The organism is Arthrobacter sp. HMSC06H05 (assembly GCF_001807395.1).
In the GTDB taxonomy this organism is placed as follows: Bacteria; Actinomycetota; Actinomycetes; order Actinomycetales; family Micrococcaceae; genus Pseudoglutamicibacter; species Pseudoglutamicibacter albus.
Window position 1 is genome coordinate 1 of record NZ_KV788977.1, and the last position, 26810, is coordinate 26810.

A 26810-nucleotide genomic window follows, 5' to 3' on the forward strand; every position below is an offset into this window, starting at 1 on the left:
AGTGGTGGGGCTCGCGCGTTGTCTCTGAGCCCTATGTCCGGCTGAACCGAAGAGCCTGCGCTGGACTAGACGAATGCACCCGCTTTGCGCAGCGCATCGACATACGCATCAAGAGGCCTGCTGGCTGTGCGGTCAGCTTCAATTCGGGCGGTCATCCGGCCGGCAGCATCCCAAACGAAAGCCGTGCGCGTAGCGTGGCCGCGGTCAGCATCGAACGCATCCAAAGACTGAGCGAGCGCGCCGTGCGGCCAAAAGTCGCTCAACGCATCAAAGCCCAAACCCAGCTGATCTGACACGGTTCGTAACGTATAGCGTGAATCCACCGAACACGCCGCCACATACACTCCAGCGGCAGTCCATTCAGGCGAGACCTGCGCGAGCATACTCAGCTCCGAATGGCACACCGGGGTGAAACTCAACGGGAAAAAACTCAAAACCGTGATCTGCCCAACACGCTCAGAAAGCACAACCTCCTCGCCGTGTTGGTTCACCACGGGAACCGAGACAGCTGCCAACCCTGGCGCCGCCCCGGTAGGATTCACAGGCATTCAGTTGCGCTTCCGCTGCTGCAAACACACAGCAGACCACAACTCAGACACATCAACGGCACTCGTCCTATGAAGCCCTGCCGTCGGGGCTGCCTCCTGAATCTCAACAGCGGAAACATGGCCCTCCTCCCCCAGCTTCGGGGTCAAAAGCCACACAACACCGCCGTCATCAAGGTCCGTGAGGGCATCAACCATCGCATCGACAAGGTCACCGTCGCCGTCGCGCCACCACAACAACACGGCGTCGACAACCTCATGCTCGTCCTCGTCCAGAATCGGCTCGCCAGTGACCTCCTCGATCACCTCACGCAGCTCAAAATCGACATCCTCGTCATAACCGAGCTCTTGAACAAGGTGATCCCCAGAGATCCCCATCCGCTGAGCAGCACCCTCATACGGCGCCGTCCGAACGCTCACGTTTCAAATCCTTTTCAATAGAACAACGAAAACACTCCCCCGTTCGGGGTACACGTCCTAGAAAACACGTTTTCAGCGCGCAAAACAACTGAACGCGCCAAAACGGCTTGCCCACCGGACTACGATGGGAAGAAGAGAGTTCACTCAACCGTTGAAAACGGTGAAGGAACAAGAACCAGAACTGTCAGCACTAGAAAGGGAACGGCCTTGGCTCAACAGGACCATCACATCACCGACATCCGTAGCGGATTGGTGAAACATCTGTCTGACACCGACCCAGAAGAAACCAAAGAATGGCTCGAGTCATTCGACGGGCTCGTTGAAGCACACGGGACCGAACGCGCCGAATACATTGTGCGTTCCCTCCTGCAGCGCGCCGGCGCCAAGTCCGTTGCCGTGCCGATGGTCACCACCACCGACTACGTCAACACGATCCCGGTGGACCAAGAACCAGAATTCCCGGGTACTGAAGAACTTGAGCGTGCCTACCGCCGTTGGATCCGCTGGAACGCAGCAGTCATGGTCCACCGTGCACAAGCGCCAGGCTTGTCCGTAGGTGGCCACATCTCCACCTATGCAGGTGCCGCGACCCTCTATGAGGTCGGTTTCAACCACTTCTTCCGCGGCCCGGGCCACGATGGTGGCGGCGACCAGATCTTCTTCCAAGGCCACGCTTCCCCCGGTATGTATGCGCGCGCCTTCCTCGAAGGACGCCTCACTGACGAGCAGCTGGATTCCTTCCGTCAGGAGAAGTCGAAGGCACCAAACGGTTTGCCGTCCTACCCGCACCCGCGCATGATGCCTGACTTCTGGCAGTTCCCGACCGTTTCGATGGGTCTTGGCCCAGCGAACGCTATCTACCAGGCACAGTTCAACCGCTACCTGCACAACCGCGGCATCAAGGACACCTCCCAGCAACACGTTTGGGCATTCCTTGGCGATGGCGAAATGGACGAGCCAGAATCGCGCGGATTCCTGCAGCACGCCGCCAACGAAGGCCTCGACAACCTGACCTTCGTCATCAACTGCAACCTGCAGCGCCTCGACGGCCCGGTCCGCGGTAACGGCAAGATCATGCAGGAACTTGAAGCCTACTTCCGTGGCGCCGGCTGGAACGTCATCAAGGTTGTGTGGGGCCGTGAATGGGATGCCCTGCTGGAGAAGGACCACGATGGTTCGCTCGTGAACATCATGAACGAAACACCAGACGGCGACTACCAGACCTACAAGGCTGAGTCCGGTGCTTTCGTGCGTGAGCACTTCTTTGGTAAGTCCCCACAGACCAAGGCGATGGTCGAAGACATGAGCGACCAGGAAATCTGGCAGCTCAAGCGCGGCGGCCACGACTACAACAAGGTCTATGCGGCTTATAAGGCCGCTACTGAGCATAAGGGCCAGCCAACCGTGATCCTCGCCCAGACAGTCAAGGGTTACGGCCTCGGCACCCACTTCGAGGGCCGCAACGCGACCCACCAGATGAAGAAGCTCACCCTGCAAGACCTCAAGGATTTCCGCGATCACCTGCGTATCCCGATCTCGGATGAAGAACTTGAGAAGGATCCGGCGCGCCCGCCGTACTACCACCCGGGCATGGACGATGAAGCGATCCGTTACATGATCACCCGCCGCCAGGCGCTCGGTGGTTTCGTGCCGGAACGCCGCGAACGCACTTCCGCGATCGCTCTACCGGATAAGACCGCATACCGCGGCGCAAAGCGTGGTTCTGGCCGTCAGGAAGCCGCAACCACGATGGCGTTCGTGCGTCTGTTGCGCGATCTGATGCGTGACAAGGAATTCGGCCACCGCATCGTGCCGATCATTCCGGACGAGGCACGCACCTTCGGTATGGACTCCTTCTTCCCTACCGCGAAGATCTACAACCCGCAGGGTCAGAACTACGTTTCGGTGGACCGCGATCTGATGCTTGCGTACAAGGAATCCCCGCAGGGTGTCATTCTGCACACCGGCATCAACGAAGCCGGTTCCGTTGCGGCACTAACTGCGGCAGGTTCGTCGTATTCGACGCATCAAGAACCGATGATCCCGGTCTACATTTTCTACTCGATGTTCGGTTTCCAGCGCACTGGTGACAGCATTTGGGCTGCCGCTGACCAACTGGCACGTGGCTTCATGATCGGAGCGACCGCTGGTCTGACGACCCTCACCGGTGAGGGCACCCAGCACATGGATGGTCATTCGCTCATCTTGGCTGCGACCAACCCGGGTGTTGTCTCCTATGACCCTGCCTATGGCTACGAGATCGGTCACATCGTCCGTGACGGGCTTGAACGCATGTACGGCGGCGAGCACCCAGATCCGAACGTGATCTACTACCTCACGGTCTACAACGAGCCGATCAAGCAGCCGGCAGAACCTGATGACGTCGATGTTGAAGGCATCTTGAAGGGTATCCATCAGGTGTCTAAGGGTGAGGCTGACGGCCCAACGGTTCAGCTGCTCGCTTCCGGTGTTGCCGTTCCATGGATCTTCAAGGCACAGGAGTTGCTCGCTGAGGACTGGGGTGTCAACGCTGATCTGTGGTCCGTGACCTCGTGGTCGGAGTTGCGTCGCGACGGCCTGCGTGCTGAGAAGCAACGCTTCCTGCACCCTGAGTCCGATGCTCCGGTTCCTTACGTGACCGAGAAGCTCCAGGGCGCGGACGGTCCGTTCCTCGCGGTCAGCGACTATCAGCACCATGTGCCGGATATGATCCGCCGTTTTGTGCCAGGCGACTACACGACGTTGGGTGGCGATAATTTCGGTTTCGCCGATACTCGTCCTGCGGCTCGCCGCTACTTCCACATCGATGCCGAGTCAATTGTTGTCCGTGCGCTCCAGCAGTTGTCGGACCGCGGCGAGATCGATAAGGATGTTCCAGCTCAGGCGATCAAGAAGTACGATCTGCTCGATGTCAACGCTGGTTCGACCGGCGGTGGCGGCGGCGACGCCTAAGCCACATCAGCTGACCTAGCTCTAGGGTGAGGCGGCTTGCGCACCACGTGCGTAAGCCGCCTCACATCGTTAGCATTAGCAACACCAAGGAATCTAAAAGCCGTCAGGAGGGACAAGCATGCTTAACATGCCCGGTGAAGACGGCGTTACCAACAGCGGTGTTCCTGATGGCAATGGCGCTTTGCAAGAGACCGGGCTACATGCGTCCGAGCTGGTCACCGAATCCGGTGGGAGGGAAACGCACCCGGCTGGCACATCGATCCCTTCGCAACGTTCCTTACGTCTTGCCGCAACAGTGTCTCAGGCACCGGTTGCGGTGGAGCGGCTCAAAGCACAGGTTGGCCAGCTCTCAACCCTTGCGTTGAACGCATTGGATCAGCAGTTGCCGTGGTATCGCTCGCTTCTACCTGATCAGCGTTCCGCCTTGGGGCTGGTTGCTCAGCGCGGTATCACGCATTTTGTGCAGTGGTGTCAAGACCCTGACACCCCGGCGTGGGTTCTGGCGGACGTGTTCGGTTCCGCTCCGAGTGAGCTCTCCCGCGCTATCTCACTGCAGCGTGCGCTGCAGCTGATCCGTACCGTGGTTGGGGTTGTCGAGGACGAGGTTCCCGAACTGGCTGAGGCTTCCGAACAGCCTGCCCTGCGGGAAGCTGTGCTGTTGTATTCGCGTGAGATCGCCTTCGCTGCAGCCGATGTGTATGCACGCGCCGCTGAACGTCGCGGCGCATGGGACTCCCGGTTAGAAGCGCTTGTTGTTGATGCTGTGTTGCGTGGTGAGGGCGCTGACGCGTTGCGTTCCCGATTATCTGCGGTGGGTTGGCGTTCCGTGGATTCGTTTTGCGTTGTTGTGGGCCGCACTGCTGGGGAATCAACCGCGAATAATGTGGCTGACATCCGGCGGGCGGCGATGCGCGCCGGCAAGGACGCAGTCATCGGGATTCAGGGCGAGCGTTTGCTGGTCTTGCTGGGTGGGGTCAACGAAACTGATGGTGCTTTCGAACCGTTGGCGGATCAGTTCGGTGGCGAGTATGTGGTGATCGGCCCCGTGGTGGATACAGTTGAGGATTTCCATAATTCTGCGCGCCAAGCCTTGGCTGGTTTGGCGGCCGCGCCGGCGTGGCCAGATGCTCCGCGGGTAATTCGTGCTGAGGATTTATGGCCGGAACGGGCTTTGGCCGGTGACCAGCTCGCGATCGCTGAGCTCATCGAACGGGTGTATGAGCCGATCGCTGAGTCCGATGCGGTGCTGGCGCAAACATTGTCGACCTACGTTGCAGGTGGCCGTTCACTCGAAGGCACGGCTCGGGAGCTCTACGTTCACGCCAACACTGTCAGGTATCGCTTACGCCGGGTCACGGAGCTGACTGGGTGGGACCCTCTGTTGCCTCGCGACGCATTGGTTTTGCATGTCGCGTTAATCGTGGGGCGCATCCACGATTCCGAGGCTACTCCTTAGGGGTTATCGGCCGCTGTTATTGCCGCTATTCGTGTAGCTCATTGTGTTATCTGGCCAATAGATGCCGCCCCTTGGAGCCGGAATCTCGCCTCAGCGCACGCACAGCTTTGTAGAATGTCTACAAAAGTCGTTGGCGACCTTGGTCTCCCGTATGCCAGCCAGAGTTTAGAAAATTTTGGAAGAGTGGAACACGTGTTAGCAATTGTTTGCCCTGGACAGGGTTCACAGACCCCCGGTTTCTTGAACAGCTGGCTTGAAGAGCCTGCTCTTGCCTCCCGTTTGGCTGAACTCTCCGATGCTGCCGGTAAGGACCTCGCGTGGCTCGGAACTGAAGCCGACGAGGAAACGATCAAGGACACCGCTCATGCTCAGCGGCTCATCGTCGCTGCCGGCCTTCTAGCCGCCGATGCGCTGTTCGGGGAAGATGGCGCGCCGGCTGAGGCCGTGTATGCAGGGCACTCGGTTGGCGAGATCACTGCGTCTGCCATGACCGGCATCATGAGCTACGAGGATGCTTTGCGTTTCGTTGCTTTGCGAGCAGATGAGATGGCTAAGGCTTCCAACGCGCAACCGACCGGTATGGCGGCAGTTCTCGGTGGCGAGCACACCGAGGTTATCGCGGCTATCGAAGCCGCGGGTGCCGCACCAGCCAACATGAACGGCGGCGGCCAGATCGTTGCCGCAGGTAGCCTCGAAAGCCTAGAGAAACTCAATGAGAACCCTCCCGCTAAAGCGCGCGTTATCCCATTGAAGGTTGCTGGCGCTTTCCACACGGACTACATGGCATCAGCGGTAGACCCGTTGCGTGAACTTGCCGAGACCATCACCGCTAAGGATCCGCGCGGAACGTTGCTCACCAACGCTGGGGGCTCCCAGGTGGATACGGGCACGCATATGCTGCGGTTACTGGTGGACCAAGTAACGCGGCCTGTGGATTGGGAGTCCTGCCAGGAAACCATGAAGGACCTCGGCGTCACTGGGCTCATCGAACTAACCCCCGCAGGAACACTGACTGGTCTTGCACGCCGAGGGCTCAAGGGTGTGAAGACTTTCGCGCTCAAAACCCCGGACCAGCTGGATGACGCGCGAGCGTTCATCAGCGAACATTCCGGCAACTAAATATTTGCTTTCGCGGGTACCGCTGATCTTGATCCGTTGATCTTTAGCTCGGCGGCCCCGTAATGATGAACTCTGCCCCGCAACCACATAGGCTTAGTTCAGGCCGTCGACGCAGTGTTGGCGGAGAACACCACAGCCTGCCCAACGATGGACAGGTGCTAAACGATAAAGGAGCCGCTCATGGCAGCAAGCAAGGAAGAGATTCTCGCCGGTCTGGCTGAGATCGTCAACGAAGAAACCGATATCGACGTTGAAGAGATCCAGCTTGAGAAGTCCTTCACCGAGGACCTCGACATCGACTCGATCTCGATGATGACCATCGTTGTTGAAGCTGAGTCCAAGTTCGACGTCAAGATCCCAGACGAGGAAGTTAAGAACCTCAAGACTGTTGGCGACGCCGTCGACTACATCGAGAAGGCCCAGGCCTAGTCAGATGTTGTATCGATGTGCGGCTGGCTCCCCTATAGGCCCTCGAGCTTGAGAGCCCGCCGCACATCGCCCCTAGGCCCGCCCCAACTGTCCGGGCTACTGGGCACACTTATTAGATCTTGACCGCGCGGAAGCCGGTTCAGCGGCACGTAAACAAAGGATGTTCTATGGCACAGAAAGTTGTCGTGACTGGCCTTGGCGCCACGACTCCGATCGGTGGTGACGTCCCCACGACGTGGGAGGCGGCTCTCTCTGGCACCTCGGGTGTCGACAACCTGAACGAGGGCTGGGTCGAGCAGTACAGCCTGCCAGTGAACATCGCCGCACGTGCCGCCGTCCCCGCCTCCGATGTGCTCTCCCGCGCCGAAATCAAACGCAACGACCCTTCGACCCAGTTCGCACTCGTCTCGGCTCGCGAGGCCTGGGCTGATGCTCAGCTTGAAGATGCCGAGATCGATCACGAACGTCTAGGTGTCTGCTACGCGACCGGTATCGGCGGAGTCAATACCTTGCTTGATGCGTGGGACACCCTACGTGAGAAGGGCCCGCGCCGCGTGCTACCGATGACGGTACCGATGCTGATGCCGAACGCCCCTTCGGGTGCGTTGTCGCTGGCTTTCGGCGCTAAGGCTGCGGCACGCACGCCAGTGTCTGCTTGTGCATCCGGTACTGAAGCGTTCGCTCTTGCTGTGCAGATGCTTCGTGACGGTCAGGCTGACATCGTGATCACCGGAGGCTGCGAGGCAGCTATTCACCCGATCACGATTGCAGCGTTCTCGTCGATGCAGGCTCTATCGCGCCGCAACGATGACCCGAAGGCCGCATCCCGCCCGTATGACGTTGATCGTGACGGTTTCGTCATGGGTGAGGGCGCTGGAACCTTGATCCTTGAAACCGAGGAGCACGCCAAGGCGCGCGGGGCGAAGATCTACGCGGAGGTGGCGGGCACAGGTATCACCGCTGACGCGTTCCACATCACCGCGCCGGATGAGTCTGGCAACGGTGCGATGCGTGCGCTTCAGGCAGCTATGGTTGACGGCGATTTCAGTCCTTCCGATGTTGTTCACGTCAATGCGCATGCCACCTCCACCCCGGTGGGTGACATCCCTGAATACACCGCGATGCGTGCTGCCTTCGGCGATGCACTCGATAACGTCGCGGTATCTGCAACCAAGTCGATGACTGGCCACTTGTTGGGTGGTGCCGGCGCGGTTGAAGCTGTATTGGCTGTCCTGGCTCTTCATCACGCTAAGGCGCCGGTGACGATCAACCTCGAGAAGCAGGATCCGCAGATCCCTCTCGATGTCGTCACTGGAACTGCGCGCGAGCTGAAGCCAGGTGTAGCGGTATCCAACTCTTTCGGTTTCGGTGGACACAACGCAGTGGCTGCGTTCCGTAGCTACTAACCTCACCTGAACGAGCAAATGGTCTGGCCCCACACATCGTGTGGGGCCAGACCATTTAAAGCAGTGAATTGGGAGCGGCGGCTAGGAAGCGTTTCGGCTCGCCTTAGCCTACGTGGTGAAGCCAGCGGATCGGCGCGCCGTCAGAGGCAGCTCGGAACGGTTCGAGCTCTTCGTCCCAGGCTTCCCCGAGCGCGATAGAAAGCTCGTGATAGACAGCCGCAGGGTTGCCTTGTCCTTGTTCGTAGGCGTAGCGGATACGGTCCTCGGAGATCAGGATGTTCCCGGCAACGTCTGTTGTGGCGTGGAAGATACCAAGTTCCGGGGTATGCGACCAGCGACCAGCATCCACCCCACGAGAGGCTTCTTCTGTAATTTCGTAGCGCAAGTGCGCCCACCCGCGCAAGGTGGACGTCAAGACAGCGCCTGTGCCCTGTGGGCCAGCCCAAGCCATCTCGGCTCTGAGCATCCCGGGTGCCGCAGGTTGCGCGACCCATTCGAGGGTCGTGTGGCGTTCCACTACGGACCCGATAGCCCACTCAATATGAGGGCACAGCGCTGCAGGGGCCGAGTGTATATACAAGGCGCCCCTCGTCATTGGTTGTGACATGCCGCTCCTTCTTCACTGCTTCGGTACGTCTTCCCCTACGACCGATGCGAAGATAACAGAACGGTGCATCCATTGTGCCAATTACTCAGCTGGTTCACAAGCGCACTATCACTTGAGTCACATTGTTCACTACAGCTTCACGGGTTGCTCAACATCCTTGATTCGCTGCGCCTCACGCTCGCGGGTGTCCTTGCTGATACGCCTTCCTCAGTCTTTCTACTGAAACGTGGGTGTATAGCTGGGTTGTGGCCAAGGATGTGTGCCCCAAGAGCTCTTGCACGCTGCGCAGATCAGCTCCTCCGTCGAGTAAGTGTGTTGCAGCAGTGTGACGCAAGGCGTGTGGGCCCCGTGCTGAGGTATCCCCTAGTTTTTCAAGCTCGGCGTTGACGGCTTCACGGATTTGCCTACTACCCCATCGGCCTCCCCTGACGCCGAGAAACAAGGGTTCGCTACTGCCTCGGTGAGCCGAGGCCGCGGTGATTAGCGCCTTGTCTGCTTCGGACTCGGTTTTCACTAAATGCGGCCGCCCGGTACGTAACCACTCTCGGATGGCTTCTTCTGCTGGAACCCCGAACGGGACTACGCGTTCTTTGTTGCCTTTACCCAGGACTTTCGCGGTTCGCTTCTCCAGATCGACGTCTGAGACGTCGAGCCCTTCGAGTTCTGAGACACGAATGCCGCTGGCGTAGAGGAGTTCGAGTGCGGCCTGATTGCGTAGGCGGACGGCGCGCTGCTGTTTGGTTTCGGGCGGGTCATCCGTTGGCTGGGCCGAATGGGTCAAAAGCCGTTCAGCCTGCTGGTTTTTGAGAACCTGAGGAAGATGCTGGCTACGCTTGGGTGCTTTAAGGCGGTTCGATGGATCGCTCTCGATATAACCTTCACGCAGAGCCCATGCAAGGAAGGTGCGAGCCGATGCGGCTTGCCGCGCCAACGTCGCCGATGCCCTACCTTCATGTGCCGCATGGGCGAGCCATGACCTCAGCTGCGCAATGGTGATGCTGCGCAGAGCTGTCGCCTCGTCAGTTTCGAGGTCTAGTCCCGCGTGCTTGCACAGGGCAGTGATGTCTGTGGTGTAGGCGCGGATCGTGTGTTCTGACCTGCCGCGTTCGTAACGTAAGTGCCGCGCGAACGCATCGAGGGCATCGTTCAGCGAGTTCTCCACGGCCCTTCCTGCCTTACATACGTGTACCTACCTACCAGGAGTCACCTGCTGGGACTCATACACCACCTTACACACGCAGCATTCTGGGCACTCCTAGGGGCCGATCTTCCCGCGTTTCCACATTTGGCCACGCTGGACAGCAAGCCCTCGCCTATGCAGCTGGCTCAGTACGGGCATCGCTTCTGGCACGGATAGCCCAGCGATCGCGAAGACCTCATCCAAGTTGCGGTAAGTTCGTGGCGACAATGCTTCAACGATGCGTTGTTCGAGGGCAGTCAATCCATCGGTTAGCCGTGCCGCTGCAGGGGCCGGGTCACTACCGAAAAGGGCTGGAGTTTGCCCGGCTTGCGCTTGCATCGCCTGGGTGTTCGTGCTGAAGCCGAGGGTTTCACAAAGTTGTGTTGCCGATGCGACTAGCTCTACCGGATAGTCTCTGATGAGTCGATGGGGCCCGGCTGAAGCCGCCGATGTTACCGGTCCCGGGATCGCGCCGACCCATCGGCCGATCTCGAGCCCGTGCACCGCGGTTGAGATCGCACCTGATCGGTGCCGGCCTTCGGTCACAAGGATTCCGCGGCTGAGTGCCGCGATGATCCGGTTGCGGGCTAGGAAGCGCCACCGCATCGGTGAAGCCCCTGGTGCGGCTTCAGAAACGATGACATGCTCGGTGCCGATGCGTTCCAACAGTGCCCTGTTTGCCGCCGGATAGAGCCGGTCCACTCCCCCGGCTAAGACAACCGCTGTAGCTAACGGAGCGAGGGAATGCTCAAGCGCTGTACGATGAGCCAACGCATCGACCCCCAGGGCCCCGCCAGAGATGATGGTTGCCCCGCGTTCGGCCAGTTCTGCCGTGTATTCACGGGTTACGTGCTCTCCGTACGGTGTGGGATCTCGTGTACCCACCACCGCAACCCAGCTCTTTGTGTTGGTTGGAACGGGTTGAGAACCCCGCCACCATAAACCGTAGGGTGTTGACTCCCCCAGATCGTTGAGCGCTTCCGGCCATCCTGGATCCCCCGGAATCAGGAACCCGCCGCCCTGGGACGTGATGAATGCAAGGTCACGTTCGGGGCTGCTCTGATCGCGTCTGCTCGCCCATCGCTGCAAGGCGTGTTCAAGTTTGCTGTGGCGGTGTGCCCGGGCGTTGCTCCCATAGGCCTGCTCAACCGCTTCGCGGTAGCTTGTGTGTTCTTCGGGCAAAGGAGTAGAGCCCATGATGAGTTCCCATAGCCGTACCGCTCCGAACATCTCCAACCCCAGCCGGGCCGGATAGTCATCTGCCTCGGTCACTCGTGAAAGGCCAGCTCGTGCAAGCCGTTCGGCGGCTAAACCCTCATCGTTCATCGATGCCGTGTTGTGTGAGTTCATTAGTTGAATGCCTCCGGTGTTCCTCTCAGGTGTACGGCTGCTGCTACGTCTTCGGGGCTCGGGGCTTGCCGTTCGGCGAGATCAGCGAGGGTCCAGGAGATCCTCAGAACCCGGTCGAGCCCACGTCCGGTGAGTCCGCTGTGAGCGCTGATATTCATCAGTTCTTGCGCGGCGGCACCGGTCAGTCGGAAGCGTTGCGACCTCAAAACTGAGGCAGGAACGGACGCGTTGGTTGCACTTGCGCCGCTGTACACCTCCTTCTGCGCCGAATCGACGCTGGTTCCTCCACTTCTCACGCCGTCAGCCTTGTTGCCATCGGGGGCCACACCCAACCAGCGTTCGCGTGCGGCGGCACGCGCGCGTTCAACCCGTTTCCTGATGCTTGATGAGCTCTCTTCCGCTTCATGAGCTAGTAGCGCTGAAAGACGTGCGGCTGGCACGTTCACGCGAATATCGACGCGGTCAAGCAGTGGCCCCGACATGCGCGCCCAATACCGTCGCTTCGTGAGTGCTGCGCATTCGCATGCAGGGCCTTCTTTACCGCACGGGCAGGGGTTCGCGGCCATGATCAGTTGAAAACGCGCCGGATAGGACGCGATTCCCGCTGAGCGGTGCAGCGTGATGATCCCGGATTCGAGTGGTTCACGTAACGCATCGAGTGTGCGTGCCTGAAATTCTGGTGCTTCGTCTAGAAACAGCACGCCACCGTGCGCACGGGATGCTGAGCCCGGCCGTGGGATACCGGAGCCACCGCCCACCAATGCGGCAGCACTCGATGTGTGGTGTGGGGCTTGGAACGGTGGGACCTTGATCAAACCGGAGACGTGTTCTCCTGACAACGAGTGCACGCTCGTGGTGAGCATCGCTTCTTCGTCTGTCAATGGAGGAAGGATCCCCGGCAGTCTTTCGGCGAGCATGGTTTTGCCTGCCCCGGGTGGGCCTGTCAGCAAGAGATGGTGCCCACCGGCCGCCGCGACTTCCAACGCCCACCGCCCAGTCGCCTGTCCTCGGACGTCGGCCATATCTGGAACCGCAAGCGAGCTCACACTGCTCAGAGGTTCAAGCCGCACACGTTCGCTGTTATGGTCCGCTCGCTTATCCGCCTGGCCCGCTTGTTGCCCGGGGTTGACGATGATGCGTGCATCCGCGCCCAGGTCGATCAAAAGGTCGCTGACGTGGTTGTAGCTGCGAACCTCTATACCCGGAACGAGCCGGGCTTCTTCATCGTTGGCAGCAGGAACCACAATGCGTTCGATTCCCAGTTCGCGCGCTTGAAGCACCGCCGGCAACGTCCCGGTGAATGGCCTCAACGAACCATCCAGCCCGAGCTCCCCTATATAGGCGGTGCTAGCAGGGGACGTGATGTGCCCATCTGCTGCCATGGCGGCGATCAGGATCGAAACGTCGAAGCCGGGGCCTTTCTTGGGTAGCCCCGCTGGAATCAGGTTGATCACCGTACGTCGAGCGCTCAAGGGTATTCCAACGTTGCGGGCCGCAGAACGTACCCTGTCGCGGGCTTCGTTGAGACTTGCATCCGGTAAACCTAACAGAGTCATGCCAGGCAGCCCGTTGCCTATATCGGCCTGAACCTCGACCTTGTGTCCTTTCAGGCCAACCAGCGCGATGCTCAGTGAAGACCCCAGGCCACGCTGATGGGTCGGCGTTGTTGCGACTCGGGGCGGGTGAGTTGCAATCTGGATGTTCGCAGGGTTGCTCATGCCCCTGCCACCTCACGGTAGTGCTCAACCGTTGTTGGCTCAGTAGCGTCCGGTGGCCACACGATCCCTAGAACATCAACCCGGGTATCGACACCGCGTAGAGCGAGGCCGGCTGTATTCTCTCCGGTCCGGGCATACTCCCAGATGAGTCTTTGCAACCGCTCAAACTTAGGTCCGGTAATAGCTTCTGCCGGTAGACCGTAGCCGGTACCGGAACGCGTCTTGACCTCAAGCGCCACGAGCTCGTGTGTGTTGAGGTCGAGCCCGACGATGTCCAGCTCACCGCGGGTCCCGCGCCAGTTCCGTTCAAGAACGAAGATCCCGTTGTTCTGACACCACCCCGCCGCGAATTCTTCGCCGCGTTGCCCCAGCTCTATTCGCCGCCGCACCTTCTCGGCTACGCGGTCTGTCCCGCTGTTCGTCGATGCCATGTTTCCTCCACTGGATGAGCTTGTGTACTCATCTCAGCGTGGAAAGCACTCCCGGTAGCCTCTGCGTAGAAAAATGTGGATAGAACCCGAGAATCAGAAGCTTGTGGAAAGGCGTTAAGGGCTCAGTTATGGACCCGGGACGTCATCGCCTTTGAAGAGGTCAGGCTTGGAAAGTTCTTCAATGTTGACGTCTTTGAACGTGATGACCTTCACGGATTTCACGAATCGTTGCGGCCTGTACACGTCCCACACCCACGCGTCACTCAGCGTGAGCGAGAAATAGATTTCCCCGTTGGACGTCAGGGTTTCCAATTCGACGTGGTTCGCTAGATAGAACCTACGTTCTGTCTCTACTACGTAGGAGAACAGCCCTACAACGTCACGGTATTCACGGTAGAGGTTCAGCTCCGCTTGGGTCTCGAAGCGTTCGATGTCCTCATCACTCATGGGCTTGGTCCCCCTTCCTTGTCACAGTAGCTTCCATGTGCGCCGGTGGGCCTCAGTTGCTCCGTGTTCGCGGATTGCGGCCCTGTGCTGTGCCGAGCCGTATCCTTTATTCGATTCCCACCCGTAGGCGGGGTGAGTTTGCGATAGTTCTACCATGGCACTATCGCGGTGCGTCTTCGCCATGATGCTCGCGGCCGCGACGGATGCGCAGTCACGGTCGGCCTTGGGACGGGTTATCACACGCGGTAAGTCCACACTTGCTTCTGCTGGCGCGGCATCCGCTGCTTCCGCATCAAGCCCGAGGTCTGATCCGTCAGAATCTAATGCCCTGGACGCTAGAGCGCTGAACAGGTCTGGCTCCGGGGTGCTCAGCCAGTCATGCACCCCATCCAATAAGACCACGACGGGCGCCTTAGCCTCCGATGCTCGTTCGCTGAGTCTTTCGCTGGCTTCCCTATAGGCTCGCTGGCCGGCAAGCCTGAGTGCTGCCACGATCCCGAGCCGGTCGATCTCGCTAGGGCTTGCGCTGCCCACACCCCAGGATACGACCCAGTCCTGAATCAACGGCACAAGCGCTTGACGCAACGCGGGCGAGACGTCTTTGGAATCTCCGAGCCCTACCGGCTGGTCGCTACATTCGTGCGGGGCAACGAAACTCACCCCAACGGTAACGGGACCTGCAAGTGCCCCGCGGCCCACCTCGTCGACGGCTGCGATGATCTGGCCGGCACCCACCAAACCTTGTTCAACGGTGAGGTCCGGGACGTGTCCGCTCATTCGACCAGTCCTATCACTCGCCTTGAGGTTCGCGGTCCGGGACCGCATCGAACGCGCCTTCAGGGTTCGCTACACCACTCCAACGGTCTAGGGGCCACGCGATGAAGTCAGCGCGCCCCACCACGGACTCCATTGACACCATCCCGTTGTCCTTGTCCTGGTGGTAGCGGGAGTCCCCCGAATCGGAGCGGTGGTCCCCCATAACCCAGAGTTTGTCTTTCGGAACAGTGACTTTGAATTCCGTTGCCGAGGGGGCGTCACCCGGATACAGGTACGGCTCGCTGATCTCAACCCCGTTGACTGAGATCTTCCCGTTCGCTGTGCAGCATTCGACCGTGTCACCCGGGAGGCCGATGATGCGTTTAATCAGGTGCTGGGTGCTGTCATCTGGACGCAAACCCAAAAACGTCAGGGTTTTCTCGAAGCCGTTGGGCTGTGCGCTGTGGTCCAGTGGCGGCAACCAGTGCTCGTCATCCTTGAACACGATGACGTTGCCTCGTTCGAGTGTGAACAGCTTTGGGAACAGTTGATTCACGAACACACGGTCGTTGACCATCAGCGTGTTCTGCATCGAGGTTGAGGGGATGACGAACGCCCTGAACAGGAAGGTTTTGACCACAACAGAGACCGCTAGCGCGATCACAACGGTCAACAGGATCTCCTTGATGGAAGCCCAGGCGCCACGTTTCTTATGCTCAGCATGCTCGGACTTCTCGGTCTTCGCGTGGCTGTGCCCGTGGGCGTCGTCATTGTGTTTCTGCACAGGAATTTTCCTCAATACTGATGCGTATGACATGAAGCAGGCGCCACCCCCACAAAGCGTGCGGGGATAGCGCCTGCCGGGTGCTCCGAGAGGAGCACGGAAGTCAGTAAGCCGCGCTTACTTCGCGCCCTCGCGCTTCTCGCGGATGCGAGCAGCCTTACCGTGGCGGTCGCGCATGTAGTACAGCTTGGCGCGGCGGACGTCACCACGGGACACGACCTCGATCTTGTCGATGACCGGGGAGTGCACAGGGAAGGTACGCTCGACACCTACGCCGAAGGAAACCTTACGAACCTTGAAGGTTTCGCGAACGCCGCCACCCTGGCGTGCCAAGACGTAGCCCTGGAACACCTGAATACGGGAGTTCTTACCTTCAATAATGTTCACGTGAACCTTGACGGTGTCGCCCGGAGCGAAATCCGGGATGTCATCGCGAAGGCTCTTGGCGTCGACAGAATCAAGAAGATTCATTGTTTTCTCCACATGGAACCGGCCGCAGGTCCGTGAGCCATGATGCATATGGGCGTTACTCTCTGGTGGAGTTCGCCGATATTCCCGGTTCGCTCAACCGAACCGGACCCGACCGTGTTCACACATGACCCCTGCGGCAGTCATGCATGCGGTGGGTGACAACTTCCTTATTCTAACGTAGTTGCTACTCGATGTCAGGTTTCCTCAGCGTGAAGGATGCTCACCTTGGAGGTTCCACCCTAACGACGTGAGTGTCGCTACGTCATGCTTGCTGAGCCGTGCTGTGCGTAAGTTCTCGATGAGATCTGGCCGGCGTTGACTGGTGCGTTCCAGTTGCCAGTCGCGGCGGGCGCGAGCCACTTTGCCGTGGTCTCCCGAAAGCAGAACCGCAGGAGCTTCGCGGCCTTCCCATACGGCCGGTTTGGTGTAGACGGGATATTCAAGTAACGCATCGCCAGCGACTGAATGGCTTTCTTCCACGAGCGATTCCGGATTCCCCACCATGCCTGGGACCAAACGGACCACGGCTTCGATCACGGCCATCGTCGCCACTTCCCCGCCGTTGAGGACATAATCGCCGAGCGAGAACGGAACCACACGGAAACGCTCACGGGCCCATTCGATGACGCGCTCATCGATACCTTCGTAACGTCCGCACGCAAACACAATATGCTTCTCTTCGGCCCACTCATGAGCAACCGGCTGCCTGAATACAGTGCCCGCGGGCGAAGGCACCAACAGCAACGGCGCGCAGGTAGCGTCGGGTTCAGCGCCTGCTTCAACCTGGCTGAGGGCCGTGTCCTGTTCATGCACCGCATCGCTGTCTCTTAGTACTTCGCTGAGCGCTTCACCCCACGGCTCAGGTTTCATGACCATGCCCGCGCCCCCACCGTAGGGAGTATCGTCAACTGTCCTGTGGCGATCGTAAGTGTAGGTCCGCAAATCGTGGACGTGAACGTCGATCAGGCCGCGTTGTTTGGCTTTACCGATCAGGGAGATGTCAAGGGCATCAAAGAACTCGGGGAAAATCGTGATGATGTCGATGCGCATGAAAGCCTACGTCCTGTACGAATACGTCCTATTTGTTTGATGATCGCCGATGCCTCGGCGGCTTACTCGCGGTCCAAGTCGAGAAGCCCTGGCGGTGGTGTCGCGGTGACCACTCCGGCATCAAGGTCGATTTCGGGGACGATCTCCTCAACTAGCGGCAACAGCGTTTCGGAGCCATCGCTCAATTCAACCTCGAGAAGGTCCTGGGCGGGACCGGTATGGAGAGCCGAAACCTTGCCGATCACCTCACCGTCTACGTGAACTTCGAGCCCGAGAAGATCGTGTTCGAACCACGCATCATCTGTGGATTCTTCGGCCTCAACATAGAGCATGGTTCCGCGCAGCTCTTCAGCCCGGTTACGGTCGTTGACTTCATCAAAGCCGAGCAGAAGAATGTGCTTATTCCACCGCGCCGATTTCACGGTGAGCGGGCCGCGCGATGCGGGTTCGGTCAGCAAACGTGTTCCGCGCGCAAAACGCGTTTCCGGATCATCCGTTAGAACCTGAACCGTGACTTCGCCTCGGATCCCGTGGGGTTTACCGATGCGGGCTACTTTAACATCCATGTGAGGCCTCTCTAGGTGGAGAGAAGATTTTGAAGAGTTGAACAACGATTGAGGTTGACGCCCCGATATGCGAAAGCGACCCTAGCCTGCTTGGGGTTGGCTAGGGCCGCTTTCACAACGATGTGAGAGACGCCGATCTAACTGGGTTAGCGCTGACGGTCGGTGTCCACGACGTCCACACGGACGTCATCGCCACCAGGCAGAGCACCGATAACGGCACGCAACGCTTTAGCGGTGCGGCCTTGCCGGCCGATCACACGGCCGAGGTCCTCCGGGTTGACACGAACCTGCAACACGTCATGCCGGCGTCCGTTACGACGGCGAACATCAACATCGTCCGGGTTATCTACAATCCCGGAAACCAGATGATCCAGTGCGTCTTCAAGCATCAGGCTGGGCCTCAGGCTTCTTCAGTCTCTGCTGGCTCAGCAGCTTCCTCAGCGGCGCCTTCCGCTGGAGCTTCTTCTGCGTCAGCCTTCGACTTCTTAGGGGTAGTTGCCTCTGGCAGGATCACCGAACCCTTGTCTGGTGCAACGAACTCAGGCTTAGGCTCTGGGAGCTTAACCGAGCCTTCCTGACCCTCGATACCCTTGAACTTCTGCCAGTCACCGGTCAGCTTGAGGATCGAGAGAACACGATCCGAAGGCTGAGCGCCAACACCGAGCCAGTACTGTGCACGCTCGGACTCGACCTTGATGGTCGATGGGTTGGTCATCGGGTTATAGGTACCGATTTCCTCGATCGGACGGCCATCGCGCTTAGCGCGGCCATCGATGACGACGATACGGTAATGAGGCTGGCGGATTTTACCCATCCGCTTCAGGCGAATCTTAACGGCCACGTTAGTGGTCACTCCTGTTTCTGTTGAACGGGACGAATCCGCCAAGCTCTGGGGTAAAGCAGCAGTAAACGTCCCAAATGTCCGACGAACGCAGAGAGAGGGGGCCACGCACGCCGAGTACCCGGTCTATTATGCCATGCGTTGGCCTCCAACGCACGCCGTGTGCGCGTGTGCCGCCGCACACTCTGACGCCGCCGTTTGACGCTCAAGCACGGATCTATCCGCCGTGCATTCGCTTTTCGGCTACTTACATTTCTCGATTGCCGACTGGCTCTTCGCTTTACGGCTCACTTGCTTTTCGCTTTGCGACTCTTAGGCCACAAAGAGACGGACAGCAGTACGAGTGCCGCACCCACGAGGGCTGTGACTCCACCGATGATCGCAAGGGTTGACAGCGACTGGTACGGAACCGACGGAAAGCTCACGACTTCGATCCCCCTCAGAACCATCAGCCCGCCCGCTACCAAGACCACGACCCCAAGGACCAACCACACGATGTGGCCGATGCGTCGAGGCTGAGTTTTGAGCTGGGTCTCGGTTGCGACCGGGGTCGTTCCCGCCGGGGTCGGCTCCGGCAGACCGGAACGAGACGTTGCCCGGCGAGGCTCCTCCGCCGCGGCTGATGTCTCAGTTGCAGCCGGAGAGTCAGTTGTAGCCGGGGACTCAGTTGTGGCCGGGGCCTCCAAGATAGCGTTGAAGTCCTGTTCAGTTTCCTCCGGTTCGGAGTCCTTGACGTCCGATCCGGCCAACTGTGATTCGAAACCGCCCAGCGACTCGTCCTTGGACTCATCCTTAGAATCAGCCAACTCTGGCTGGGTTGGATCAGGCTCTGTTGCCCCAGCGTCCGTTACTTCAGGCTCCGTTAGTTCATGTTCCGTGGCGCGAGCCTCGCTTGGTTCAGGTTCCACAAGTTCAGAGTCCGTTACTTCAGGCTCCGCCAGTTCAGACCCATCCAGTTCATACCCCGCTAGTTCAAGCTGAGCAGGGTCTTCGTCCGGCTGATCGGACTCACGCTGTTCAGTCGCCTCGATCTCTCCGGCGGCCGTCTCCTCTGTGACTGTCTCTTCAGCATCAGGCTCTGTTTCATCCCCGTCTTCCTCGGCAACGTGCGCCCAGGTAGATTCCGCATCTCGGCCGGAAACAGTTGCTCCCGCTGGTGAACCAACACTGCGTACAGAACCGCCATCCGGTGAGCCGCCGTCGAACAGCTCAACCCAATCCGGGTCTTCCCCTAATGCTTCAAGCATCGCGCGTGTCGCAGAATACGCTCCGTCTTCAACGGCGTGCTCGTCTTCCTCGCCAGGCATGAGCCCGTCTTCCAGAGGTGCCAACGCGCCACCTTCAGGGTCCACACCACGAACGGGCGCCTCGTTGATCGCGGTCACCAACGCATCGACACGCTTTGGCGGAAGCATCGATGCCAACGCCTTAATGTCGTCTTCGCTCAGCGGCGCAAAATCTTCCTCGAGCCTCAACAAGAGCGAAGCCGCCTCAGAGCCTGCCGGGCGATACATTTCTGGCAATACGATCGGGCGGCAACGAGCCCCCGCATACGTATTGATCAGCGGAGTGTTCCGGGCGGCACGGCGACGACGTGTCACGGGTTCGTTGCCTTCATCAGACGGGCCCCACAGCACGACATCAACGCGGCCAGCGTATTCCCTGATAGAGGAGGAAAGCTTGGAGGCCCCCGGCATGATCAACATCGTAGGGTCGGAAGGCGCGGAGTCCAACGCGACAACCGTGCGTTCCCCTTCCGACATCCAACCTGAAACGTCACTTCGGTCGAGTGCTTCTTCGACTGCATCCGGGCTGACGGTATCCACCAACAGAATCGAGGTGATCCGCTCTTCAAGCACGCCTGCGATCTGGCGGTCGCTGAACTCTTTCGGAGACGCCAAAACAGCGAAATCCCCCGATGCGGGGTCACCGTTGACGATAACGGCGCCGGTGCTCTCGTGAAGCTTCGCAGCGAACTCTTCGCCTCCAAGGCTGGGCTCAATAGCTCCGTCAGCTTGGGCGGTCAACACCCGTGTTTCGCGCATCGGCAAAACCAGTTCAACAGCCAAGCCGCGGCGTGTTGGGCGGCCAGGACCCATGAGGCCAATAATCTTGCGTTGCGTCAAGATCTGCGTGAGACCGTCAACGCGTTCTTGCTGGCCCACCGGGTCAGTCACCGGCCACGCAACAGTCACACGCCATACAGTCTGGCGCTCCGACTCCAAAGATGTGTTCGAGGCGATCACTGCTGATGATCCTTCCTTAGAGTTCCATCCTGCCCTTGATTACCCTGCGAGCCCCGTTGAGCCCTTTGTCTCTTAACTTTGATGCCAGACACGGCCGCAATCAAGCCTGCCACGGCATCCAGACCCAAAACGAAAGCAACAATGAAATTGGCTGCGCCAATTGAAAAAGGCCTCAGCACCAAACAGGCCACAGCCAGCACGACCCACAGGATCGAGAGCATGATGGCGGCAACCGGGTAGCGGCTGCGCCACGTCCCTGCACCGGGTGCCGTAACCGGCCGGTTGCGCCCCGTTGTGGCAACACTTGCGCGCGCCTGGCTGAGCGCTTCCCTGCTTGCGCGTTCGTGCTCGCTTTCATCTAGCGCCTCAACAACGCGCACACCGTCCACCTGAGTGAGTCCCAGAGCAATCGAAGCCCACTTAGGATCCTGTCCCAATAAAGTCAAGGCTTCTTCGAGCGGTTCACGCACCACGGTCGCTGCGCGCGCACTCGGCGTATCGATCGAAGCAGCAGCGAGTTCAGCCACTTCAGCCAGGTACTGAGCGGCTTGCGTCTGCGCTTGCTCACTCACCACACCGACAGACCCGAAGCGGTCTTTCACTCCGGCGTTGGAGCCGCTGTCCCATGCCAGATCTGGGGCCGATCCGGCGCGCGAATCAGCGCTCCACATCCGTAGAGAAACCACGATGCCCGTTTCAGCTCCGGGCTCCGTTGCCTCACCCAGGCCTGTGTCAGTGGCTGGTTCAGTTACAGAACGGGCACCGGCAGGATAAGCCGAAAGCAACATCATTGCGCGAGAGCCCGCCAACAGGCTACGAGACTGCACGGAGGGAGCATCAAGCAATACGGCATCTTCAACCCAACGAGTACCTGCCCCGCCGTTCTCTGGTGTGTCCACACCGGTCAACACGGCAGGCCCTAATAAAGACACGCCATACTGTGCAGCACCCGCCGCCTGGTGTGCGGAACGATCTGCGGAACCGTCAGCAGAATCCGAGAAGTGACGCTCACTCATCGCTTCACCGCAAGAACTTTTCAAAGCCCTTAGGAAGCTGCAAATCCTCAGGCTTGAGATCCTGTTTCTTAGCGAAGGACGAGCCCGCCTGCTTATGGCCTTGAACCTTCTCGCCCCGAGCCGCCGCTGCAGCGCGTGCCGGGTTGCCGTACTTCTTACCGCGCTTCTTATTCGCCCCGCCCTTACGGCGAGCAGCACGACCACCCGGAATACCAGGCATCGCACCCTGAGCGGCCATTCGTTTCATCATCTTCTGAGCCTGGGTGAAACGCTCAAGCAACTGGTTCACCTCAGACACCGAAACACCCGAACCACGAGCGATACGGGCACGGCGCGAACCGTTGATGATCTTAGGGGCGGCGCGCTCATGCGGAGTCATTGAACGCACAATCGCCTCAACACGGTCCGCCTGCGAATCATCAAACTGCTCAAGCTGACGCTTGTCGATACCCATGTTCGGCATCAATGCAAGCATCTTCTTCATGGAGCCCATCTTCTTGATCTGCTGCATCTGAGCCAAGAAGTCATCAAGGGTGAAGTCCTCCTGATCGGCGAACTTCTTAGCCATGCGCTCGGCCTCAGCCTTATCCCACGTGCGCTCAGCCTGCTCGATCAGGGTCATGACATCGCCCATATCCAGGATGCGCGAAGCCATACGGTCAGGGTGGAAAACCTCAAAATCGCCGACGTTCTCGCCCGTGGAGGCGAACATGATCGGCTTACCCGTCACCGAAGCGACAGACAACGCGGCGCCACCACGCGCGTCACCATCAAGCTTCGACAAGACAACACCCGTGAAATCAACACCCTCATTGAACGCCTGTGCCGTGGCGACCGCGTCCTGACCGATCATCGCGTCGATCACGAACAAGACCTCATTCGGCGAGATCGCGTCACGAATGTTGCGAGCCTGCTGCATCAACTCGGCGTCAACACCAAGACGACCAGCGGTGTCAACAATCACCACATCGTGCTGCTTCTGGCGAGCCTCAGAAACACCGTTACGCGCAACCACAACCGGGTCACCCGTAACTTCCTCGAACTCAGATTGCACACCAGGATGAGGCGCATAGACAGGGACACCTGCCCGCTGCCCAACAACCTGCAACTGAGTCACAGCGTTCGGGCGCTGCAAGTCAGCGGCAACCAGCAAAGGAGTGTGCCCCTCAGAAGAGAGCCACTTAGCCAACTTACCGGCCAACGTCGTCTTACCGGCACCCTGCAGACCAGCCAGCATGATGATGGTCGGGCCAGACTTCGCGAACTCAAGGCGGCGAGTCTGGCCACCCAGAACCTCAACGAGCTGCTCGTTGACGATCTTCACAACCTGCTGGGCAGGGTTCAGCGCTTCAGAGACCTCCGCCGAAAGAGCGCGCTCCTTGACGTTGGCCGCGAACTCGCGGGCAACAGAAACAGCAACGTCCGCATCCAGCAGCGCACGCCGGATCTCACGGACGGTACCGTCAACATCGGCTTCCGAAAGACGGCCCTTGCCGCGCAGATTCCGGAACGTCGAGGTGAGGCGCTCTGTTAAAGAATTGAACACGTTGTCCTGCTCACTTATCTGATTGAACTGATGTAGGTGAGGGCCTACATGTTTACGTATCGACGAATCATTTTAGCCCGTCCGCTACATTGCTTCCTGCTGGTGTAACGGACCGCGCACTCGAATCAGTCGAGAATAGCGTCCACGAACGCTTCCGGTTCGAAAGGAGCCAAATCATCTGGGCCTTCGCCTAAGCCGACCAACTTCACTGGAACGCCCAGCTGGCGTTGGATCGCAACCACGATGCCGCCCTTGGCCGTACCGTCAAGCTTCGTCAAAACGATGCCGGTGACATCCACGACTTCAGAGAACACCTTGGCCTGGCTCAAACCGTTTTGTCCCGTCGTTGCATCCAGAACCAACAGAACCTCGCGCACCTCGGCCCGTTTGTTGATCACGCGTTTGATCTTGCCGAGCTCATCCATGAGGTTAGAGCGGTTCTGTAGGCGCCCCGCGGTATCCACCAAGACCGTATCGACCTCAGCCTCAATACCCTTATCGACCGCATCGAAAGCAACCGATGCCGGATCAGCGCCTTCCCTATCCGAACGCACCGTAGGCACACCTACGCGCGAGCCCCAGGTCTGCAACTGATCAGCTGCAGCGGCACGGAACGTATCCGCAGCACCTAAGAGAACATCCTTATCTTCGGCGACCAATACGCGGGCGATCTTACCGATCGTGGTGGTCTTGCCAACACCGTTGACACCAACAACCAGGATGACGGACGGTTTGCCGTCCTTCCGCTCGGTATCCAGCGCGCGGTCCAGGCTCGGATCAACAACCTTGAGCAACTCTTCATGCAAGATCTCACGCACCCGCTCCGGGGTCCGGGATCCCTCGATCTTGACGCGTTCACGCAGATTAGAGATCAACTCGTCGGTGGCCTCAGTACCGAGGTCAGCGGCGAGCAACGTCATCTCAACTTCGTCCCACACGTCCTCATCGATCTTGTCGGAGGACAACAGAGCCAAAAGGCCCTTGCCGAAAACGTTGTTCGAACGGACCAGACGGGCACGCAAGCGCGCCAGACGGCCCTGCGCAGGAGCCGGAGTGTCGAAAGCCGGTGCGGCAGTTGCTTCACCAGTGCCAGCCTCATCGACCGCTACCCCACCAGCTGGCGCGCCGTTGGCAGGTGGTGAATGAGCTCTCGGTTCATCCACATCAGCTGAGCCCGCTGGCCCTGTTCTCGGGGCATGCGCGGTGGTCTGCGAGGTTCGAGGTGCATGAGGCACCCGCGGCCGGCGCGCACGCACGACCACAACAATCACGATCGCTGCGATGAGCACCACGGCGGCGAGGCCAATGAGGATCCACATAGTCTGTTCGTTCACATCATTAGCTTCTCACAGACCGCGAGCGCTACAGTCCAAGCTAGAACGAATTCAGCGCCTTTGTGACCTCTTCAACCCACATCCTCGCCGCCTCAGGGCCAGGGTGAATACCATCGGAGGCGATATCGCTTGCATTGACCGCAACCTGATCCCAGTGAGCCACACGAACCCTATCTGGGTTCTCTTGAGCGAACGCAGCGATGTTCCTACGCGCATCCGGAATCCATTCGCGGTCCCCATACGGCATCACGAGCACGAACTTGGTGCCCGGCCCGGCATCTGCCAGAAGTGAGCCGAGCTGTTCCTTGGTGAAGGTCGCGTTGGTTCCCAAACCTAGAACGACGTATTCACGCAACTTCCCGCGTGCTTTGAGCTGTTTGACCACATCCGGGGCATCCCAAATCTGCATACCCACGCTCGCCTGCACCGGAGAGGCCGGATATACCTGCCGAATCGCCGGCACCGAGGCTACCGTGACTGAATCGCCAATGAACGTGATGTTCTTCGACGGGATCGTTGGAGTGGTCTTATCCGAGCCCTTCCCGGACTTATCTTTTGCCTTGTCTTTAGATTTCTCCGGCTTAGGTTTCTTGTCTTTAGCTCCCTCATCCTGGGAGCCCTTACCCTCAGCAGGCTTGTCCTTACCCGAGTTATCCTTGCCCGGTTTAGCCTCAGTTTCTTCGCCGTCTCCGGCCGCCTCGTCAACACCCGAGCCGTCACCGTCCATATCAATAGCTTGCGCCTGCGCGGCCAAAGCCTCCAAACGCTCTTGCTGTTGGGTCTTAGCTGGCGCCGTCCCCACCGCAATCAAAGCAAGTGCTACCACGACGGTGACGGCCGCGCTCCACAGCATCGCCGCCCTATCGGACAGACGCGCCCAGATCTCGGCCGCATAAACGCGGTAGCCCTTCGTCAGGATCGGTTGCTCAATCCAACGGAAAGATGCCGCCGAAAGCGCAAACGTCACAACAACAACCAACGATGCTCGCGCCAGCAGAAGCTCAAGCTCAACCTCACCGCCGTTGGGGTCAGGCATCCACGCGGCAGCCAACACCACCATCGGCCAATGCCACAAATACATCGCATACGAGCGTTCAGCGACCCACCGCAGCCCGGCCGCGAGCAACCCGCGCGGTTGCCAGTGAGCTTGCCGGCCCGTCGTCGCCATGAGCACTGCGGCGGCCGCGGCAACAGAGAACACGAACATGCCGCCCAGCTGCGTGATCGCGGTCTGCTCCTTCAAAACCACAACGCCAACAGCCAGGACAGCCCACGCCACAACGGTCACAAGCGCACGCACCCCAGAGCCTAAGTCCAACTCCCGCGGCATGCAGGCAACCGCAGCACCCAAAAGCAAACCGAAGCAGTGGGTCAACGTGTTCAGGTACGCCTGATCAAAGTCACGAGTCAACGAATACGTGACAGCCATCAAAATGCCAGAAAGCACCGCGACGATCAACGCAACCGTACCTACCGTGCGATGAAGCGAAGACATCTTTTTCGAGGAAGAATGTACGCCCACATACGACAAGCCGATGATGATGATCGGCCAGAACAGATAGAACTGCTCCTCAATCGCCAGCGACCACATGTGGTTCAGAAGATGCGCCTGGTCCTGATCGAAATACGAGACTCCGGCAGCCAGCTGAACCCAGTTCGCCGTTGCCGTGAGCGCACCAGCAACCTGTCTGCCCAAGTGAACCCGCACATCGGGGTTTGCCAGCAACGTTAACGGCAGGATCACGATCAGCATCAGGATCGCTGCGGGCACCAAGCGCCGCAAACGACCCAGATAGAACTTCCCGAAAAACGCCTTCAGCCGGGCCCTCTTAGTGCCCGACTCCACATAGAGGTGCGCGGTGCGTCGCAACAAGCTTGAGGTAATCAGATAACCCGATAGAACGAAGAAGAGATCCACGCCCAGATAGCCGGCCGGAACCGCATCAGGTGCCACGTGATAACCGATAACCAGGAGCACAGCGAGCGCGCGCATCGCATCGAGCACAAAGTTGCGCTGTCGGCCGCTGGACGTTCGGCCTGGGGCCCCGAAACCTGGGGATGGTCTGCGGGGTTCAACGCGGCTGACCTGGCTCACCTCATTTACCTCTTTCTTCGCCTAACACAAGCGAATCTACGATAC

General features: G+C 59.4%; 25 protein-coding genes. 5 read left to right on the forward strand and 20 right to left on the reverse strand.

The window, feature by feature from the left end; genetic code table 11:
* Positions 1-65 precede the first annotated feature (65 nt).
* Together HMPREF3160_RS02605 and HMPREF3160_RS02610 are read right to left on the reverse strand one after the other, a co-directional pair.
* Positions 66-548, reverse strand: coding sequence for a redoxin domain-containing protein (locus tag HMPREF3160_RS02605; protein WP_070490344.1), 483 nt, complete (start codon positions 546-548; stop codon positions 66-68).
* Complete coding sequence (locus tag HMPREF3160_RS02610) at positions 549-923, reverse strand: DUF3052 domain-containing protein (RefSeq protein WP_070490564.1); 375 nt, start codon at positions 921-923, stop codon at positions 549-551. It abuts the gene before it with no gap.
* 249 nt (positions 924-1172) lie between these two features.
* Here HMPREF3160_RS02610 and aceE point away from each other — a divergent pair, with 249 nt between their 5' ends.
* The 5 genes from aceE (at position 1173) to fabF (ending at position 8327) form a co-directional block, all read left to right on the forward strand.
* The gene (aceE, locus tag HMPREF3160_RS02615) at positions 1173-3917 is read left to right on the forward strand and encodes a pyruvate dehydrogenase (acetyl-transferring), homodimeric type (protein ID WP_256173841.1); all 2745 of its coding nucleotides are present in this window, start codon (positions 1173-1175) and stop codon (positions 3915-3917) included.
* A 118-nt stretch (positions 3918-4035) separates the two neighbouring features.
* Positions 4036-5373: a PucR family transcriptional regulator gene (locus HMPREF3160_RS02620; RefSeq protein WP_256173842.1), complete on the forward strand. Its 1338-nt coding sequence runs from the start codon at positions 4036-4038 to the stop codon at positions 5371-5373.
* A gap of 192 nt (positions 5374-5565) precedes the next feature.
* Complete coding sequence (locus HMPREF3160_RS02625) at positions 5566-6492, forward strand: ACP S-malonyltransferase (RefSeq protein ID WP_035754288.1); 927 nt, start codon at positions 5566-5568, stop codon at positions 6490-6492.
* 180 nt (positions 6493-6672) lie between these two features.
* Positions 6673-6921 (forward strand): acyl carrier protein, encoded by a 249-nt coding sequence (locus HMPREF3160_RS02630; protein ID WP_035754216.1) that lies wholly within the window; start codon positions 6673-6675, stop codon positions 6919-6921.
* 167 nt (positions 6922-7088) lie between these two features.
* On the forward strand, positions 7089-8327 hold the full coding sequence (gene fabF / locus HMPREF3160_RS02635; RefSeq protein WP_070506958.1) for a beta-ketoacyl-ACP synthase II: 1239 nt from the start codon (positions 7089-7091) through the stop codon (positions 8325-8327).
* Between the two features lie 103 nt (positions 8328-8430).
* Here fabF and HMPREF3160_RS02640 read toward each other — a convergent pair whose 3' ends face one another.
* The 18 genes from HMPREF3160_RS02640 to HMPREF3160_RS02725 form a co-directional block, all read right to left on the reverse strand.
* Positions 8431-8934, reverse strand: a complete 504-nt coding sequence (locus HMPREF3160_RS02640) for a DUF3145 domain-containing protein (RefSeq protein ID WP_035754213.1) — start codon at positions 8932-8934, stop codon at positions 8431-8433.
* A gap of 172 nt (positions 8935-9106) precedes the next feature.
* Entirely contained in the window at positions 9107-10096 is a 990-nt protein-coding gene (locus HMPREF3160_RS02645) for a tyrosine recombinase XerC (protein WP_070490347.1), read from the reverse strand.
* Between the two features lie 93 nt (positions 10097-10189).
* Entirely contained in the window at positions 10190-11464 is a 1275-nt protein-coding gene (gene dprA, locus HMPREF3160_RS02650; protein ID WP_083285338.1) for a DNA-processing protein DprA, read from the reverse strand.
* Positions 11464-13182, reverse strand: a complete 1719-nt coding sequence (locus HMPREF3160_RS02655; protein ID WP_083285341.1) for a YifB family Mg chelatase-like AAA ATPase — start codon at positions 13180-13182, stop codon at positions 11464-11466. Before HMPREF3160_RS02655 ends, dprA begins: the two co-directional genes overlap by 1 nt.
* Complete coding sequence (locus HMPREF3160_RS02660) at positions 13179-13613, reverse strand: YraN family protein (protein WP_052048179.1); 435 nt, start codon at positions 13611-13613, stop codon at positions 13179-13181. Before HMPREF3160_RS02660 ends, HMPREF3160_RS02655 begins: the two co-directional genes overlap by 4 nt.
* Before the next feature lie 126 nt (positions 13614-13739).
* Complete coding sequence (locus HMPREF3160_RS02665; protein WP_035754210.1) at positions 13740-14060, reverse strand: DUF2469 domain-containing protein; 321 nt, start codon at positions 14058-14060, stop codon at positions 13740-13742.
* A 21-nt stretch (positions 14061-14081) separates the two neighbouring features.
* On the reverse strand, positions 14082-14837 hold the full coding sequence (locus HMPREF3160_RS02670) for a ribonuclease HII (RefSeq protein WP_070506961.1): 756 nt from the start codon (positions 14835-14837) through the stop codon (positions 14082-14084).
* 13 nt (positions 14838-14850) lie between these two features.
* Entirely contained in the window at positions 14851-15600 is a 750-nt protein-coding gene (lepB, locus tag HMPREF3160_RS02675; RefSeq protein ID WP_256173843.1) for a signal peptidase I, read from the reverse strand.
* 117 nt (positions 15601-15717) lie between these two features.
* Complete coding sequence (gene rplS / locus HMPREF3160_RS02680) at positions 15718-16071, reverse strand: 50S ribosomal protein L19 (RefSeq protein ID WP_035754209.1); 354 nt, start codon at positions 16069-16071, stop codon at positions 15718-15720.
* A gap of 204 nt (positions 16072-16275) precedes the next feature.
* Positions 16276-17121, reverse strand: coding sequence for a tRNA (guanosine(37)-N1)-methyltransferase TrmD (gene trmD, locus HMPREF3160_RS02685; protein ID WP_070490349.1), 846 nt, complete (start codon positions 17119-17121; stop codon positions 16276-16278).
* A gap of 62 nt (positions 17122-17183) precedes the next feature.
* A complete protein-coding gene (gene rimM / locus HMPREF3160_RS02690; protein WP_070490351.1) occupies positions 17184-17687 on the reverse strand; it encodes a ribosome maturation factor RimM in 504 nt (167 codons plus the stop codon).
* A gap of 146 nt (positions 17688-17833) precedes the next feature.
* Positions 17834-18076, reverse strand: coding sequence for an RNA-binding protein (locus tag HMPREF3160_RS02695; RefSeq protein ID WP_035757153.1), 243 nt, complete (start codon positions 18074-18076; stop codon positions 17834-17836).
* Between the two features lie 11 nt (positions 18077-18087).
* Positions 18088-18528: a 30S ribosomal protein S16 gene (gene rpsP / locus HMPREF3160_RS02700; protein WP_035757211.1), complete on the reverse strand. Its 441-nt coding sequence runs from the start codon at positions 18526-18528 to the stop codon at positions 18088-18090.
* A gap of 287 nt (positions 18529-18815) precedes the next feature.
* Positions 18816-20774, reverse strand: a complete 1959-nt coding sequence (locus HMPREF3160_RS02705) for a prolipoprotein diacylglyceryl transferase (RefSeq protein WP_070506964.1) — start codon at positions 20772-20774, stop codon at positions 18816-18818.
* Positions 20771-21790, reverse strand: a complete 1020-nt coding sequence (locus HMPREF3160_RS02710; RefSeq protein WP_070506966.1) for a hypothetical protein — start codon at positions 21788-21790, stop codon at positions 20771-20773. The genes HMPREF3160_RS02705 and HMPREF3160_RS02710 overlap by 4 nt, the downstream gene beginning before the upstream one ends.
* A 4-nt stretch (positions 21791-21794) precedes the next feature.
* Positions 21795-23336, reverse strand: coding sequence for a signal recognition particle protein (ffh, locus tag HMPREF3160_RS02715; RefSeq protein WP_035757162.1), 1542 nt, complete (start codon positions 23334-23336; stop codon positions 21795-21797).
* A 125-nt stretch (positions 23337-23461) separates the two neighbouring features.
* Positions 23462-24670, reverse strand: coding sequence for a signal recognition particle-docking protein FtsY (gene ftsY / locus HMPREF3160_RS02720; protein ID WP_070490354.1), 1209 nt, complete (start codon positions 24668-24670; stop codon positions 23462-23464).
* A gap of 40 nt (positions 24671-24710) precedes the next feature.
* Complete coding sequence (locus HMPREF3160_RS02725) at positions 24711-26765, reverse strand: acyltransferase family protein (RefSeq protein WP_070506968.1); 2055 nt, start codon at positions 26763-26765, stop codon at positions 24711-24713.
* Between the last annotated feature and the right edge of the window lie 45 nt (positions 26766-26810).

Excerpts from the sequence above, each read along its gene's own strand:
- HMPREF3160_RS02605 (WP_070490344.1), bottom strand. The coding sequence starts at position 548 with ATGCCTGTGAATCCTACCGGGGCGGCGCCAGGGTTGGCAGCTGTCTCG.
- HMPREF3160_RS02610 (WP_070490564.1), bottom strand. The coding sequence starts at position 923 with ATGGGGATCTCTGGGGATCACCTTGTTCAAGAGCTCGGTTATGACGAG.
- HMPREF3160_RS02620 (WP_256173842.1), top strand. The coding sequence starts at position 4,036 with ATGCTTAACATGCCCGGTGAAGACGGCGTTACCAACAGCGGTGTTCCT.
- HMPREF3160_RS02630 (WP_035754216.1), top strand. The coding sequence starts at position 6,673 with ATGGCAGCAAGCAAGGAAGAGATTCTCGCCGGTCTGGCTGAGATCGTC.
- fabF (WP_070506958.1), top strand. The coding sequence starts at position 7,089 with ATGGCACAGAAAGTTGTCGTGACTGGCCTTGGCGCCACGACTCCGATC.
- HMPREF3160_RS02640 (WP_035754213.1), bottom strand. The coding sequence starts at position 8,934 with ATGTCACAACCAATGACGAGGGGCGCCTTGTATATACACTCGGCCCCT.
- dprA (WP_083285338.1), bottom strand. The coding sequence starts at position 11,464 with ATGAACTCACACAACACGGCATCGATGAACGATGAGGGTTTAGCCGCC.
- HMPREF3160_RS02655 (WP_083285341.1), bottom strand. The coding sequence starts at position 13,182 with ATGAGCAACCCTGCGAACATCCAGATTGCAACTCACCCGCCCCGAGTC.
- HMPREF3160_RS02660 (WP_052048179.1), bottom strand. The coding sequence starts at position 13,613 with ATGGCATCGACGAACAGCGGGACAGACCGCGTAGCCGAGAAGGTGCGG.
- HMPREF3160_RS02665 (WP_035754210.1), bottom strand. The coding sequence starts at position 14,060 with ATGAGTGATGAGGACATCGAACGCTTCGAGACCCAAGCGGAGCTGAAC.
- HMPREF3160_RS02670 (WP_070506961.1), bottom strand. The coding sequence starts at position 14,837 with ATGAGCGGACACGTCCCGGACCTCACCGTTGAACAAGGTTTGGTGGGT.
- rplS (WP_035754209.1), bottom strand. The coding sequence starts at position 16,071 with ATGAATCTTCTTGATTCTGTCGACGCCAAGAGCCTTCGCGATGACATC.
- trmD (WP_070490349.1), bottom strand. The coding sequence starts at position 17,121 with ATGCGCATCGACATCATCACGATTTTCCCCGAGTTCTTTGATGCCCTT.
- rimM (WP_070490351.1), bottom strand. The coding sequence starts at position 17,687 with ATGGATGTTAAAGTAGCCCGCATCGGTAAACCCCACGGGATCCGAGGC.
- HMPREF3160_RS02695 (WP_035757153.1), bottom strand. The coding sequence starts at position 18,076 with ATGCTTGAAGACGCACTGGATCATCTGGTTTCCGGGATTGTAGATAAC.
- HMPREF3160_RS02710 (WP_070506966.1), bottom strand. The coding sequence starts at position 21,790 with ATGAGTGAGCGTCACTTCTCGGATTCTGCTGACGGTTCCGCAGATCGT.